Raw genomic sequence first — 13,330 nt, 5'->3', positions numbered from 1 at the left:
CACTAAGGTACTGAGATACTGAGATGCTGAGATTTGGCTAAAGCCTTTTATATCCTTCTTTTATACCTCCAGCTGAAGTTGGAGGCTATTGAAAAAAAGCTGTGCGCCTTTGAACCTCATTACCTCATTACCACAGCCTCATTATCTCATTATCTTAGTACCTCAGCAACTCTGAACCTCTTTAATGCGAGAAACCAAATGAAATACTCAGTACAATTATTCCAATAACGATTGTGGTAATGACAACATATAGGTAATCTTTCTCTAAAAAGAATGAAAACAATGACAATAATACTCTGAAAACCGGCGTCAGGAAAAGCAATACAATACCCAGAAATATTATCGATTCTCCCCTTCCCTGAATTACACCTTGGTATACTGCGGTAATTACTTCGAAAATATTTCGGTCATTTTCTTTAAAAACAGAATAGTCTTCAAGCTCGTTGCCGTGATGCAACAGATATACAATACCTCCAATAAATGCTACGGATAACGAAGTCCAAACCCCATAACGCAATAAATTACCTATAATAGTCTGAAAATCTTTTTCTCCAAATTTTTCCTGTGTCATATGCTTAGATTTTTCCATTAAGTCCACTGTAGATCATGTTTAAGGCCAGTACAAAAATAAGACAGGCAAAAAAGATGCGCAGTTTTTTAGGATCTGTTTTCACCAGAATTTTAGCTCCCGCCATGGCTCCGAACAGTACTCCTATTACAACTGGCATACAGATTCCCGGTTCGATATATCCTTTTTGAATGTAAATAACAGAACTCGCCATTGCAGTTACTCCCATCATAAAATTACTGGTTGTGGTAGATACTTTAAACGGAACCCGCATGATATTGTCCATTGCAATTACTTTAAAGGCGCCTGAACCAATTCCTAATAGTCCTGACATCATTCCCGCAATTCCCATCATGCTGAATCCTCCCAATACATTTTTTGTTCCGTAAGTCACCAATTCTCCATTGTGCGTAGGATAGGTTCCTTCTAATTTTAACTTTTTGGCTAATGGACTTGATTCCAAAACAATATGTTCTGTCTTTTTTCTTAATGAATTTATGGCAGAGAAAATTAAGGTCAGTCCAAATAAGACTGCAATAAAAGAAGTTGGCGCAATTGTAGAGAGTAATGCTCCGCAAACCGCTCCGATTGTGGTTGCGATTTCAAGAAAAATCCCCAAACGCATGTTGGTGATCCCTTCTTTTACATAAGCAGCAGCCGAACCCGATGAAGTGGCAATTACAGAAACCAAAGCAGCACCGATGGCATAATGAATATCGACTCCAAGAACAATCGTCAAAAGGGGTATGATAATAATCCCGCCGCCTAATCCTGATAAAGAACCTATAAAACCAGCTAAAAATGCACCCAGAATCATAATCAGGGTAAATGTAAGTACTGTCATTTGGATTTATTTATTTGACAGCTAATTTACAAATACAATTCTGCTATTGGAATATTATATTTTATGACAAACAGGCAGAAACCACTTTTACGTACATAAAACATTAACTACCAATAAATTAACACTAAACTTAAAAAGACCTTAAAAATTCTATTCCTCAAAAATGGTTTACTTTTTACACACAACTGAGTATTTTTAGGTCATAAACGGAAATCTCAAATTGCATTATTTGTATCCTGTTTTAAAACAATCCAACTACAGCTGCTCTAAAGAAGGGTCTACGTTTTATCAATTCCTTTTCAAAAACATCTTATTACAGTCATTGTATTACGCTAATTTCCGGTTAAACTGTTATATCCAAAACAGTAACCGTTTTTCGCTGAAAATTATGTAATTAGAAATCTAAATTCTATAAAGTAAAAACGGTTTATGGCCTTAATTTTGATACATACAACCTATTGAGGTTAATTTTTAAATCAAAAGCGTTATGGTAGAAAAGAATTATGATCCCGACAACGATCATTGTCCGGAAAAAGACACCGTAGAAAATCTTCATAAATCGAAGCTAAATAATGGTAATACTCAGACTGTAGAAGAGTTTATAAATGATCATCCAAATTTTTCTAAAGACAAAGAGAAAGAATCCGGGCAAAAAAAGGATACGGATCGCACAAGAGATTAATATCCTAAAAAGAAGATTTACTAAAAAGAACTAATAAAAAAGCTATAAACCTCTACAATTACAGGTTTATAGCTGAAAACCGAATCTGAACTGATTTTCAGATTTTAAAAATGTCTAATTAAAAAAACAAAACAGAATATGGCAAATTTCATTAATCCATTACTAGCAGCAAATACCCCTTTATTAGAAGATAATACATCAAAAATCTCTGTCAAACAATTGATTTGTGCCGGAGTAGGTTCACTTTTAGTTGGTGCAGCTTTAAAGAAAACCGGACATGACAAAGCAGGGGCTTTTATTGCAGGTCTGGCTATACCAATGCTGACATCTGCTTGTTATAAAAAAATCAAGGAAAAAAAATCAGAGAATTTTAATAAGAGTACCGACATTACCGGAAATTATTATTAATCTGTCATCCCCAATAAAAAAAGCACTTCCGTAATAAGAAGTGCTTTTTTTATGCCCTTGTTTCACCAAAGTCCATCAAACTATTTTTTTCTGTTTTTGGACTGACAATCTTCTTTGTACTTATTAAATATATGATCTGTTACTGGTCTTAATTGTTTACCATTTATGGGGTTCCACCCGTCTATATTAAAGAAATCAACTTTATTATTAATTTTTCCGTACCAGATAATCGGCTGGCCATTCTTAAGATACGTTGTTGTATCGCAAACTTCAATTTTCTTTAGCTCAAACTGCTGCTCTTCAAAAGATTTGATACTATTAAACCCTACTAAACTTTTTACTTCCTGAACGCAATCTACTTTTTCATAATGATCTCCTGTCCATTGCATGCACTGTTTCTTAGGATATAAATAATAACTTATTAAAAACCCTAAACAGAAAACTATTGAAATTCCTGCTATCGTCAATTTTACTTTGTTGTTAAATCGTTCTCTAATACTTTTTCCAGATGGTACAGTATTAACTAAATTATCTTTTAATAAAGCTTGCTTTCCATTTTGATCTTCACCTTTTTCTACTTTTTCTACTTTTTCTACTTCTTCCGCTTTTTCTACTTCTAAAATAAATTGCTCTGATCCATTCAGATCTTCAATTGTTTTATTTTCTTCACTTATCCCTTTATTATCTTCAAAATTTCTGAAAGGACGCGGTTTAAAATCAACTAAAATAGCTGCCATTTCTATTCTAGGTCCATTCTCTGTATTTCCACCTTGCAAGAAAGAGATAATAGGCTTTAACTTTCCAGTGTTACAGTTTTCAATGGCTCTTTTCAATGGAAAACTTTCCCTGGTTTCGAAAAATATTTCCATAATTTCCGTATCAATTTTTCCCACACCTTTTTCAAAAATTCGAAAATAAAAATTTCTAATCTCAGCTGGTTTTGGATTAGACAAAATACCGGACACATCCTCTGCAGTAGCAATTTTATACTTAGCTCTAATTGCTCTTTTATAATCTTCAATAGTAATGTTGCTCATAAGTTTCTGCGGAATTATTAGAAAAACTGGAATGATCGGAAATATAAGAATCTTCTATAAATTCAAAAGTAAAACTGCCATTCCTTTGTCCTCAGATTAGTTATCGATTTGATCTGCAGGTCAAAAACAAATGTACAAAACTAGTTCAATTAAAGAGTGCGGAAAACCGTAAGACGGACTTTATCCGGGAAGTATAAATAAAATCATACTGTTCTACGCACTTCACTTCCCAACCTCAATTGGTATTGCTTTAACAAGATCCGGACAGAATCCGGACGGCCATACCCATGTCCACTTTTAAAATTTAATATCATGAAAAAATTAATATACTTGGGAACATTTGCGCTATTGACTACTACATTATTTTCTTGCACAGCTGACGACTATGAAACAGCCGACAAAAAAACAGATCTAAAAAAAGAAAGTCTGAAATATGAAACACAAGCAACTGATGAAGGTCCCGGAGATGATCCAATTCCAATCAAACCACCAAAAAAATAATAGATTAAAGTAGTTCGTTTACTATTAATTACTAAATTCGGGGAAAGTAACTTTCATGCTACGATCCCCGTTTTTTTGTTTATTTATTTTTATACTTTTCCTTTCCTGTAAAGAAAAAACAACCGTTTCAATACAGCCGGACTCTCGCAAAAAAGAAGCTCATTCTTTGCGGGAAAAAGCACTGAATTACCTTGATGACAAAAAATTCAATAGTGCATTTTACTACTTCAATAAATCAAAAATACTTTTTGAGTCCATAAAAGACAGCTCTAATATTACTTATAATCTTGTCATGATGGCGTCTATTCAACAAATAAACGGCGATTATTATGGTAGTAAAGAGACATTGACAGAGGCTTTACCCTTTGTTAGGAAGGACTATAATTATTCGGCTTCAATTAATAATTATTTCGGAATTGCAGACAAAGAACTCTCCTTATACGATGATGCTGCTTCCTATTATAACGAAGCAATAAAAGAGGCTAAAGATACTACATCAAAGCAATCTCCATTAAATAATATTGCAGTCGTTTACATTAAACAAAAGAAATACGATCAGGCAATTACTATTTTAAAGTCAATTCTGGATTCAAAAATATTAGACGATTCTGAACTTCATAAAGGAAAAGCCAGAGTTCTTGACAATCTGGGATACGCCTATTTTAAAAAAGGAGTCAATGACAAAGGGCTTCAACTAATGAATAAAAGTCTGGAACTCCGAAAACAAATCGATGATTCTTATGGAAGTATTGAAAGTTATCTCCATTTAGCGGAATATTTTGCTGAAACTGATCGTCAAAAATCTAATCAATATGCTCAAAGTGCTTATGCGATAGCGACAAAATTTAATAGTATTGATGAGCGTCTCAAAGCTTTATCCTTATTAATATCAAATGATGCCGATACAAAATATGCTCAAAAGTATATTACATTAAACGATAGTATCATCAAGATCCGAAACAACTTTAAAAATAAGTTTGCCAAAATCAAATACGATTCCAAAAAAGAAAAAGACGAAAACCAGAAACTTCGTTTAGAAAAAGCAGAGGATTTAGTGTCCTTACAAAAAGCAGAATATCAAAAATTTGTACTCCTGATCATTTTTGCTCTTCTCATACCACTTGTGATCGTATACAGAAGGTACTATCTGAACAAACACAGAATAGAAAAAATTCAGACTTCTTATGATACGGAGAAACGAATTTCGAAGAAAATCCATGACGAATTAGCGAATGATGTTTTTCATGCCATCACTTTCGCAGAAACACAACCTTTAGCTACAGCAAACACCAAAGAAAATCTACTCCAGAAATTAGACGATATTTATGCCCGTGTGAGAGGGATTTCGAGAGAAAATAATGATATCGACACAGGTGCAAATTATTCAGCAACCTTAAAAGAGATGCTCTCTACTTATAACAGCAGTACCACAAACGTCATTGTAAACAATATCGAAAAAATAAACTGGGAAGCGGTCGACGAAATTAAAAAAGTTACTATTTATCGCGTTTTACAGGAATTGATGGTCAATATGAAAAAACACAGTCAGGCCCCTGTGGTGATGGTAAAATTTGACAGTAACGCAAAAGCACTGCTTATTGATTATGTAGATAAGGGAAAAGGATGCACAAAAGAAAAAATCATCAAAAATGGTTTGCAGAATATGGAAAACCGTATTCTGACTATAAAAGGAACTATTATTTTTGACACTGAACCTGACAATGGATTCAGAGTTAAAATATCAACGCCAAAATAAACTTTATATGTTTAAAAAAGTAATAATTGCTGAGGATTTGGATAGCATCAATTTAGGAATAGAGCAAGCCCTTGATGATTTAGGCATTATCAATTATCAACATGCTAAATATTGTGATGATGCTTTTCTAAAAGTACGAAAAGCAGTTCAGGACAACGAACCTTATGATTTACTAATTAGCGATTTGTCTTTCAAAACCGATCATCGCGAAGTAAAAATTGCCAATGGTGATGAACTCATACAGGAGGTTCGCAATTTACAACCACATATTAAGATCATTGCCTACTCTGTCGAAGACAAAGGCTATCGCATAAAATCACTTTTTGATAAATCCGGAATCGATGGTTTTGTATTGAAAGGCAGAAATAGCATTGAAGAGTTAAAAAAAGCAATTCATTTAGTGCTGTCCAATCAACAGTACATTTCGCCGGATATTGCTTCTGCAATTAAGGAAAATAACAATTACGAAATAGATGATTTTGATGTGTTAATCATAAAACATTTGTCTTTGGGAACCCCACAAGACGATTTTACTGAAACTTTTAAAGAATTGGGGATAAAGCCAAACAGCAAAAGCACCATCGAAAAAAGAATCTCAAAACTAAAGGACTTTTTTAAGGCCAATAATACGATTCATCTGGTTTCTATTGCCAAAGATATGGGGATTATTTAAGTCTTTTACTAGTCCATACCATCATTTATCAAGCTCCTTCGGGGGCTTTTTTTATGGCTCGATTCTAAATTCTTATGGTTTACGGTTTTCCGTAAAATACTGGTTTCTATTGGGTTTACATTTGAATAATTAAAAATCAAACTATTAATTAAACCTGAAAAATTATGAAAATTTATTACGTAAACAAAAATGCACAAGAAAGTAAAGATCATGAAGTCCATACAAGCGATTGCAGCCATTTACCAATTTCTGCCAATAGAAAATACTTAGGTGAATATGCTTCCTGTGAACCTGCCATTATCGAAGCAAAGAAAACCTATCCTCAATCCAATGGCTGCAAAATCTGCTGTCCTGATTGTCATACCAATTAAACTGCCATGGGATTTCGATTTCAAAAGAGAATAAAACTCGGAGGTGGGCTCGGCATAAACCTAAGTCAATCCGGTATTTCTCCAAGTTTAAGAACAAAAATGGGGACGTTTAGTAAGAATAGCTATTCGGTTAAGACGGGAATACCTGGGCTAAGATATCAAAATAGCGGTTGTATGGTACTTATTGCTTTTACAGGATTTACAACACTTTTAATTTACACACTAAAACATTTATAACTATGGGATATAGAAAAGCATATTTTAAAAAAGATGGAACTTATGTTCAAGGACATTATACTAATAACAGATCCAAATCTTTTTCGAATAAAAATAACGGATGTCTGATATTATTTTTAGCACTATTGCTATTAGGATTGCCAATGGCATGTTCAGATTCGTCCTCATCAGAAAAAACAGATACAACAGCAAAAAACAACTGTCCAACTAAAACTTGCGGTGATTTTACAACTCAGGCGCAAGCACAAGCAACTTTTAATAGTAATAAAAGCTGTTACAAGAATCTCGATGCGGACGGAGATGGAATTGCCTGCGAAAACTTATCTAAATAAACAGTACAAAACATGATGACACTAGAACTAAAAAGCCATTTTTTGAGATTGTATCAAATGGCATTATCCGATGATCAATTTGACGTATTAGAACTTCAAATGCTATATCATTTTGCTGATGAACGAGGAATTCCACGAGAGGAATTAGATAAACTTTTCCTGAACCCGATCAATTCTGAACTAATTATACCGGAGGCACTAAACACACGGATAGAGTACTTATATGATCTTGCACGAATCATATGGGCCGATGGAAAAGTTACCGATGACGAACTAAATATGCTGAAAAAGTATTGCAGGAAATTTCATTTTCTGGACGAAAACATTGAGGAACTCTCTAGTTACCTTATTGATTGCGTTCAGAAAAACATTCAAAAAGAAGAAATCATTAGTCAATTAAACACTTAGATCATGAAATCACTTACCCAACTGTTCAGCATAAAAAAAACGGAAGATTCTACAGTCGAAACTATTGATGAAAACGAAGAAGACAGAGAACAAATCAGAATTACCTATTATCAAAGCGGGTTTGCAGCATCTATAAAAGCGACTGGCAAACCAATCGTTCTAAAAGCATGTTTACAAAATCTTTATATGAGTTTTGAAGATCAATGCCGGAAACAAAAACTCGAACAGGATAAGCTAAAACAGCCTTATCGCGAAGAACAGGAGAAAAACAGAACAGAACTTAAAAAATGCGAGGCAGCAATTGGCATTTATGAAAAAAAAGAACTGGATATCGATGCTACTGTTGATCAACTAAAAAATGAAATTATCGAAGTAAAACGCAATCCTGATAAATACGGTATTGAGGATGGAAAGGGCTTGAAAGCCCAGTTTTACATCGGATTATTTTTGCTTCTGCCCATTACACTTTATGTACTGGTTTTTTACATTTCTGCTTCTTATTCTGCCTTTTTTAAAGAATTTTCAAATGATAGTTTAACTGCAGCCATTTTTGATGCCGATGCGTTGACCAATTCCTTTAAAGCAAGCTGGTTAGAAGGCGTTTTGGTTGTCACTATACCCTTTGTTTTTATGGGGTTAGGTTATGTAATTCATATGGTACAAAAAGGAAAAGGCATTAAAAATACCTTCAGGATGATTGCTTTATTCCTTACCACCTTTTTATTTGATGCCTTATTGGCTTACCAAATCGAGAAAAAGATTTACGAATTTAATAAAACAACAGATTCTGCTCCTTACAATCTAAATATTGCATTGGGAGAAGCCGAATTCTGGATGATCATATTCGCCGGATTTGTAGTATATATCATCTGGGGACTTGTTTTTGATTTTGTGATGAAGGAGTTTGAAAACATCGATAAAATCAGAGCTTTCGTAAGAGGTAAAAAGGAAAAACTTATTGATTTAGAAAAACTAAAAACAGACTACATCAATAAAACAAATGATTTCAAACAACAGCTAATTGCCATAACTGGGAAAATCTCAGAACTACAGTCCAAAATCGATGGATTTGTATTCCCTGTCAAAGAATACCTGCACTACCATCATCAGTACAAAGAAGGGTGGTTTCAAGCAATAAATACCGAAATCGCTTTGGCTCATAAAGAAAAAACAGAACTGCTGGAAAACTGTGAACTTCATTCCGAAGAACATCTTAGTAAATTAAACTTAGTAGATCCTGACTTTCAGCATTTGGTCTATTCTAAAAACTAATTCTATGAACAACCTTATAAAAACATTCGTCCTGTTACTAGTATTAGTTTCTGCATTTTCGTGCAAACAGGATTCTGATACAACTCATGAAGAAATACTATCTAAAAACACAGTCACAGAAAATTATAACATTAGTATACTTTTGGACTTGTCTGACAGAATTAGTCTTCAGAAGAATCCAAATCCAACAATGGAATACTATCAAAGGGATTTGGGATACATAAAATGGGTTTCAGAAGCTTTTACCCAACATTTAAAATCCAAAAGAATAAGGCAGATTAAGGACAAAATGCAATTGTTTTTTAATCCTGAGCCTCAAGATCCGGAAATTAATTCAATTTCTCAAAAGCTAAAAATTACGATTGATAAAAATAATGCTTCAAAGGAGTTATTGAATTCAATAAACTCAAATTACGCTTTACAAACCTCAAAAATTTATAATTCGGCCATAAAAGACAACAATTTTATTGGCTCGGATATATGGAGTTTTTTTGATTCCAAAGTGAAAGATCAGTGTATCGAAAATGGAGACCGTAATATACTAGTCATATTAACCGATGGTTATATGTATTATGAAAGTACTAAAATGAAAGAAGGCAATCGCACCTCTTTTATTACACCGGAACTGATCAAAAAAAATAGTCTGAACACAAAAGACTGGGAGGAAAAAGTACAAAATGGCGATTTTGGTTTTATCAAAGCCAATGATAACCTGTCAAATTTGGAAGTTTTGGTTTTAGGAATTAATCCCAGTCGTGCGAATCCTTACGAAGAAAAAGTCATAAAAGCCTATTGGACCAAATGGTTTACTGAAATGAAAGTAAAACGTTTTGAAATTAAAAATGCCGATTTACCATCGAATATGGAAAAAATCATCAAAAACTTTATACTGGAAAAGCAGTAGTCTTTTTACTTCCAACTAAAAGAAAATTATTAATTCGTTTCGCAAAGAGGATTTTATCGATCCTCTTTTTGTTTTATAACACTCCCCTTCAGATAAAAACATAAAAAATTTCAGTTTACGGTTTTCCATAAACTACTGATTTTTATTGGGTTTACATTTGAATAAACAATCAAAGTATTACTAAACTACACAATTATGGAAATTAACATTCAACTTAAAGCATTGGCAGATAAAATTATACTGCTAAAAGATAAAATTGAAACAGAAGAGTCAACCAAACATGCTTTTGTTTTACCTTTTATAAACATATTGGGTTATGACACTTTTAATCCGACAGAAGTTGTTCCTGAATTTACTGCCGATCTGGGCTTGAAAAAGGGAGAAAAAGTAGATTATGCGATTTTTCAGGATGGTGCTCCCATTCTTATCATCGAATGCAAGAGCTGGAAAGAAAAACTAACGATTCATAATTCTCAGTTATTCCGTTATTTTCATGTTACTAAAACACGATTTGCCCTTTTAACGAATGGAATTACCTATCAGTTTTTTACCGATTTGGATGAAAAAAATAAAATGGATGAAAAACCATTTCTGGAATTTGATATCACAAGTTTAAAAGAGAATGTAATAAACGAGATCATTAAATTTCACAAGTCCAATTTTGATGTGAATAAAATTGTAAACAATGCCAGTTTACTTAAATACACCACCGAAATCAAAAAACAAATCGACAATGAATTACAAAAACCTTCCAATGAATTTGTAAAACTATTTGCTAATAAAGTATATGCCGGACGATTAACCGAAAAAGTAGTGGATGAATTTAAAGATCTTGTTCAAAAAGGCTTTAATCAATTTATCAGCGAAAAGATAAACGACCGTCTAAACGCAGCAATTAATAAAGAAAACCAAAAGCAAAAAGAAGAATCCGAAGAGATTGTCATTCCCGAAGATACCAAAATTATTACCAGCGAGGAAGAACTGGAAGGTTACAGAATTGTTGTGGCCATACTGAGACGAAAACTTCCCACAAACCGCATTGTCTATCGTGATACGCAATCTTATTTTGGAGTATTACTTGATGATAATAACCGTAAACCGATTTGCAGATTGCATCTTAACGGAAGTAAAAAATACATCAGTCTTTTTAATGACAATAAAAGCGAAATTCGTCAACCCATACAAACTATAGATGATGTATATTTATTTGAAAAAGAACTGTTAGAAACTATTGAAAGCTACGAGTTGGCTTAAATTCAGGTATAACTATGATTAAAAATATACTCTTAGTATTGCTATCAACACTAGTCAGTTGTAAAAAAGCCACTCCCACACAAAAAATAAATTCCTTCTACCAAGAAGTCGTTACAGCCGATGATCGAAAAACTATTACGCCCGAAGAAGCAAAAACCTATCAGGTAAACACCAGGTATCAGTACGAATACCGAACGGGTACACCAACTCATTACGAGTATAACTATGATGTAAAAGGGGTAAATTCGAAAGGAGATTCCGTACATGGGAATATTAATGTTCAAGGAAAATACGGAGCCGGAATACTCCTTTTTGATACCATCGCGGATATTGAAATTAAAACAGAGTGGATTTCCCGTGGAAAACTAAAAGCAACTGACAATCAAAAAAATGAATACCTCTTACTAGTCGATTAAAACCCTAACCCCAAATCTCATCAAATGAAACATGCCATTATCCTGCTCTTTGTCATTTTTGCTTCTTTTCGTCCGCTGGAAACCAAAGTATATATCTGTGGGCCTGTAGGAGCAAAAAAATACCATTACACCGAAAATTGCCGTGGATTAACCGCCTGTCGGCATGAAATTACAAAAGTACCTGTTTCTAAAGCTCAGGGCTACGGATTAACACTTTGCGGTTGGGAAGATTAATTTTTCAACGTCATTACCCCATAAGGACAAAAGAAGCTTTCTCTTTTGTCTTTTTTGCTTCAAACTCCACATCCTATTCATTTTCAACACATTATTCCTATTATAAAAACTCATCTTATTGAAAATAATATAAAATTGGTAAGAAAAATTATTTAACTTTAACACTAATTAACATATTTGCCCCATTCAATCCTTTAAAATAATCCATTTATACTACCACAATTCTAAAAAAGAACCAAAAAGAATATTAGTACCTATTTATTTTACGCAGTTTGATTAATTAATTTTAAAAACACTAAGCCAATGAAATGCAATACACTACTATCCGCTTTTTTATTATTCTTTAGCATTCAAATTTTCGGACAGGTATATACTGATAAAATTGTTGGAGAAAAAAACCAGGAACTTAAAGACAGTCTCAAAGTCGAAAAATACCCGTACGCTCTACCCATATGGGGAGAAAAAGTAGCCCAAAAAGGGTATAAACTACCTTATTCTGCGGGGCTTTCTGTAAATTACTTCTGGCAGGAATCTGATATTATCATCAATAGCTTAGAAGTGGGATTTAATAATGGCCCCTTATACAATCTGGACGAGATTATACGTTTTGATAAATCTTCTGTTGTGGCCAGTTCTGTTACGATTCGACCAGATGTATGGCTGCTTCCCTTTCTGAATGTATATGGCATCTTTGGGAAAGCCAATACCGCGACCAAAATAAATGCCGGTGTCTGGATTCCGGATGCCGATAATAACTGGTCTGAAGTTGTCAGTTTTAAAACCCAACAGCATTTTAACGCCACTACATTTGGAATTGGTATGACTCCCACAATAGGTATTGGTGGTGGCTGGCTGGCCCTTGATATGAATATGGCCTGGACCGATATTAGTGCTTTAGATAAACCTGCCTTCTCCTATATTTTTGGACCGCGATTGGGTAAAACTTTCAAATTTCACAAAGAAGATCAAAACATTGCGGTATGGGTTGGTGGATTTAGAGTACATATTTCCGGTGATACCAACGGAAACCTAGCTTTATCTGATGTAATCCCTTTGGAAGGTGCTCAGGAAAAAGTTGATAACGGTTTGGCAAAAGTGTCCGAAAATCAAACAAAAGTAGATAATTGGTGGGGGGCATTAACACCTACGCAACAAAAAAATCCAGCCAATATTGCCAAACACAATACCGCAAACAGAGCCTTAGAATCTGCCGGAAACATTTTGACAACCCTGGACGGCGCTTTAAGTACCGCTGGTTCTTCAACTGTGCAATACTCGCTTCAGAAAGCCCCTAAAGATATGTGGAACTTTATTGTGGGAACTCAATTTCAATATAATAAACACTTTATGCTCCGATTAGAGACTGGCTTTTTAGGCAGCCGCACCCAGGTTTTATGCGGTCTGCAATATCGTTTTGGACTTTAACTTCAGCT

General features: G+C 34.0%; 18 protein-coding genes. 15 read left to right on the top strand and 3 right to left on the bottom strand.

Going from position 1 to position 13,330, the window contains the following annotated elements; all coding sequences use genetic code 11:
- Positions 1–181 precede the first annotated feature (181 nt).
- Positions 182–571, bottom strand: coding sequence for a DUF1634 domain-containing protein (locus tag LNP23_RS14735; RefSeq protein WP_047776596.1), 390 nt, complete (start codon positions 569–571; stop codon positions 182–184).
- Positions 572–575: 4 nt separating this feature from the next.
- The gene (locus tag LNP23_RS14730) at positions 576–1,412 is read right to left on the bottom strand and encodes a sulfite exporter TauE/SafE family protein (protein ID WP_047776459.1); all 837 of its coding nucleotides are present in this window, start codon (positions 1,410–1,412) and stop codon (positions 576–578) included.
- Between the two features lie 487 nt (positions 1,413–1,899).
- On the opposite strand from LNP23_RS14730, the gene LNP23_RS14725 reads away from it, so the two are divergent.
- Positions 1,900–2,094 (top strand): hypothetical protein, encoded by a 195-nt coding sequence (locus LNP23_RS14725; protein WP_230001771.1) that lies wholly within the window; start codon positions 1,900–1,902, stop codon positions 2,092–2,094.
- A gap of 138 nt (positions 2,095–2,232) precedes the next feature.
- On the top strand, positions 2,233–2,502 hold the full coding sequence (locus tag LNP23_RS14720) for a PrgI family protein (protein WP_230001770.1): 270 nt from the start codon (positions 2,233–2,235) through the stop codon (positions 2,500–2,502).
- A gap of 80 nt (positions 2,503–2,582) precedes the next feature.
- On the opposite strand, the gene LNP23_RS14715 is transcribed toward LNP23_RS14720, so the two are convergent.
- Positions 2,583–3,539, bottom strand: coding sequence for a hypothetical protein (locus LNP23_RS14715; protein ID WP_230001769.1), 957 nt, complete (start codon positions 3,537–3,539; stop codon positions 2,583–2,585).
- A 312-nt stretch (positions 3,540–3,851) separates the two neighbouring features.
- Here LNP23_RS14715 and LNP23_RS14710 point away from each other — a divergent pair, with 312 nt between their 5' ends.
- From LNP23_RS14710 to LNP23_RS14655, 13 genes are all read left to right on the top strand, one after another.
- Positions 3,852–4,040 carry a hypothetical protein gene (locus LNP23_RS14710; RefSeq protein ID WP_230001768.1) on the top strand — a complete coding sequence of 63 codons (189 nt, stop codon included), beginning with the start codon at positions 3,852–3,854 and terminating at the stop codon, positions 4,038–4,040.
- A gap of 55 nt (positions 4,041–4,095) precedes the next feature.
- Entirely contained in the window at positions 4,096–5,796 is a 1,701-nt protein-coding gene (locus tag LNP23_RS14705) for a tetratricopeptide repeat-containing sensor histidine kinase (RefSeq protein WP_230001767.1), read from the top strand.
- A 7-nt stretch (positions 5,797–5,803) separates the two neighbouring features.
- On the top strand, positions 5,804–6,469 hold the full coding sequence (locus LNP23_RS14700; protein WP_230001766.1) for a response regulator: 666 nt from the start codon (positions 5,804–5,806) through the stop codon (positions 6,467–6,469).
- A gap of 164 nt (positions 6,470–6,633) precedes the next feature.
- On the top strand, positions 6,634–6,840 hold the full coding sequence (locus tag LNP23_RS14695) for a hypothetical protein (RefSeq protein WP_230001765.1): 207 nt from the start codon (positions 6,634–6,636) through the stop codon (positions 6,838–6,840).
- A gap of 6 nt (positions 6,841–6,846) precedes the next feature.
- Positions 6,847–7,077: a DUF4236 domain-containing protein gene (locus LNP23_RS22965; protein ID WP_047776450.1), complete on the top strand. Its 231-nt coding sequence runs from the start codon at positions 6,847–6,849 to the stop codon at positions 7,075–7,077.
- A gap of 2 nt (positions 7,078–7,079) precedes the next feature.
- A complete protein-coding gene (locus LNP23_RS14690) occupies positions 7,080–7,409 on the top strand; it encodes an excalibur calcium-binding domain-containing protein (protein WP_117610309.1) in 330 nt (109 codons plus the stop codon).
- A 12-nt stretch (positions 7,410–7,421) separates the two neighbouring features.
- Positions 7,422–7,817, top strand: a complete 396-nt coding sequence (locus LNP23_RS14685; protein WP_230001764.1) for a hypothetical protein — start codon at positions 7,422–7,424, stop codon at positions 7,815–7,817.
- A gap of 3 nt (positions 7,818–7,820) precedes the next feature.
- The gene (locus LNP23_RS14680; RefSeq protein ID WP_230001763.1) at positions 7,821–9,089 is read left to right on the top strand and encodes an ABC transporter permease; all 1,269 of its coding nucleotides are present in this window, start codon (positions 7,821–7,823) and stop codon (positions 9,087–9,089) included.
- Positions 9,090–9,093: 4 nt separating this feature from the next.
- Complete coding sequence (locus tag LNP23_RS14675) at positions 9,094–9,993, top strand: hypothetical protein (RefSeq protein ID WP_230001762.1); 900 nt, start codon at positions 9,094–9,096, stop codon at positions 9,991–9,993.
- 195 nt (positions 9,994–10,188) lie between these two features.
- Positions 10,189–11,247 (top strand): type I restriction endonuclease, encoded by a 1,059-nt coding sequence (locus LNP23_RS14670; protein ID WP_230001761.1) that lies wholly within the window; start codon positions 10,189–10,191, stop codon positions 11,245–11,247.
- A gap of 14 nt (positions 11,248–11,261) precedes the next feature.
- Positions 11,262–11,663 carry a hypothetical protein gene (locus tag LNP23_RS14665; RefSeq protein WP_230001760.1) on the top strand — a complete coding sequence of 134 codons (402 nt, stop codon included), beginning with the start codon at positions 11,262–11,264 and terminating at the stop codon, positions 11,661–11,663.
- Between the two features lie 24 nt (positions 11,664–11,687).
- Positions 11,688–11,897, top strand: coding sequence for a hypothetical protein (locus LNP23_RS14660; RefSeq protein WP_047776442.1), 210 nt, complete (start codon positions 11,688–11,690; stop codon positions 11,895–11,897).
- A 303-nt stretch (positions 11,898–12,200) separates the two neighbouring features.
- Positions 12,201–13,322, top strand: a complete 1,122-nt coding sequence (locus tag LNP23_RS14655) for a hypothetical protein (protein ID WP_230001759.1) — start codon at positions 12,201–12,203, stop codon at positions 13,320–13,322.
- The last annotated feature ends 8 nt before the right edge of the window (positions 13,323–13,330 follow it).

This window comes from Flavobacterium cupriresistens, assembly GCF_020911925.1.
In the GTDB taxonomy this organism is placed as follows: Bacteria; Bacteroidota; Bacteroidia; order Flavobacteriales; family Flavobacteriaceae; genus Flavobacterium; species Flavobacterium cupriresistens.
Note: the sequence above shows the minus strand (reverse complement) of the source record. Positions and strands in the feature narration are given on the sequence as shown.

Coding starts and splice junctions, on each gene's coding strand:
- LNP23_RS14690 (WP_117610309.1), top strand. CDS start 7,080: ATGGGATATAGAAAAGCATATTTTAAAAAAGATGGAACTTATGTTCAA.
- LNP23_RS14670 (WP_230001761.1), top strand. CDS start 10,189: ATGGAAATTAACATTCAACTTAAAGCATTGGCAGATAAAATTATACTG.
- LNP23_RS14705 (WP_230001767.1), top strand. CDS start 4,096: ATGCTACGATCCCCGTTTTTTTGTTTATTTATTTTTATACTTTTCCTT.
- LNP23_RS14725 (WP_230001771.1), top strand. CDS start 1,900: ATGGTAGAAAAGAATTATGATCCCGACAACGATCATTGTCCGGAAAAA.
- LNP23_RS14665 (WP_230001760.1), top strand. CDS start 11,262: ATGATTAAAAATATACTCTTAGTATTGCTATCAACACTAGTCAGTTGT.
- LNP23_RS14660 (WP_047776442.1), top strand. CDS start 11,688: ATGAAACATGCCATTATCCTGCTCTTTGTCATTTTTGCTTCTTTTCGT.
- LNP23_RS14720 (WP_230001770.1), top strand. CDS start 2,233: ATGGCAAATTTCATTAATCCATTACTAGCAGCAAATACCCCTTTATTA.
- LNP23_RS14655 (WP_230001759.1), top strand. CDS start 12,201: ATGAAATGCAATACACTACTATCCGCTTTTTTATTATTCTTTAGCATT.
- LNP23_RS14735 (WP_047776596.1), bottom strand. CDS start 571: ATGACACAGGAAAAATTTGGAGAAAAAGATTTTCAGACTATTATAGGT.
- LNP23_RS14700 (WP_230001766.1), top strand. CDS start 5,804: ATGTTTAAAAAAGTAATAATTGCTGAGGATTTGGATAGCATCAATTTA.
- LNP23_RS14695 (WP_230001765.1), top strand. CDS start 6,634: ATGAAAATTTATTACGTAAACAAAAATGCACAAGAAAGTAAAGATCAT.
- LNP23_RS14710 (WP_230001768.1), top strand. CDS start 3,852: ATGAAAAAATTAATATACTTGGGAACATTTGCGCTATTGACTACTACA.
- LNP23_RS14675 (WP_230001762.1), top strand. CDS start 9,094: ATGAACAACCTTATAAAAACATTCGTCCTGTTACTAGTATTAGTTTCT.
- LNP23_RS22965 (WP_047776450.1), top strand. CDS start 6,847: ATGGGATTTCGATTTCAAAAGAGAATAAAACTCGGAGGTGGGCTCGGC.
- LNP23_RS14715 (WP_230001769.1), bottom strand. CDS start 3,539: ATGAGCAACATTACTATTGAAGATTATAAAAGAGCAATTAGAGCTAAG.
- LNP23_RS14680 (WP_230001763.1), top strand. CDS start 7,821: ATGAAATCACTTACCCAACTGTTCAGCATAAAAAAAACGGAAGATTCT.
- LNP23_RS14730 (WP_047776459.1), bottom strand. CDS start 1,412: ATGACAGTACTTACATTTACCCTGATTATGATTCTGGGTGCATTTTTA.
- LNP23_RS14685 (WP_230001764.1), top strand. CDS start 7,422: ATGATGACACTAGAACTAAAAAGCCATTTTTTGAGATTGTATCAAATG.